This is a genomic window from Burkholderia sp. LMU1-1-1.1, assembly GCF_040675865.1.
Lineage (GTDB): Bacteria > Pseudomonadota > Gammaproteobacteria > Burkholderiales > Burkholderiaceae_D > Rugamonas.
Map to the genome: position 1 here is coordinate 1 of NZ_JBEGHG010000069.1, position 261 is coordinate 261.

The 261-nt window shown below is 73.2% G+C and carries 1 protein-coding gene; it reads right to left on the reverse strand.

All coding sequences use genetic code 11. The features are described 5' to 3' along the window. Window positions 1-261: Ig-like domain-containing protein (locus tag MRBLMU1_RS29560; RefSeq protein ID WP_363509637.1), on the reverse strand; the 261-nt coding region annotated here is incomplete at both ends.

Consider the following 261-nt stretch of genomic DNA (forward strand, 5'->3'; position numbering starts at 1 on the left):
CGGCCTTGCCGGCGATGGTCGGCGTGGTGACGTTGGTGAGGTTGTCGGTGATCAAGATGCCGCTGTCGGACGCGGTCACCAGGTCGAGCGCGCTCGGGGTGGTGCTGACGGTGTCGATGGTGACGGCGACCGCCGCCGAGGCCGGGCCGACGTTGCCGGCGGCGTCGGTGGCGGTGGCGGTGAGGTTGTGGACGCCGGCCGCCAGGGTGCCGGTGGTGACGGTCCAGACGCCGTCGGCGTTGGCCACGCCGCTGCCGACCA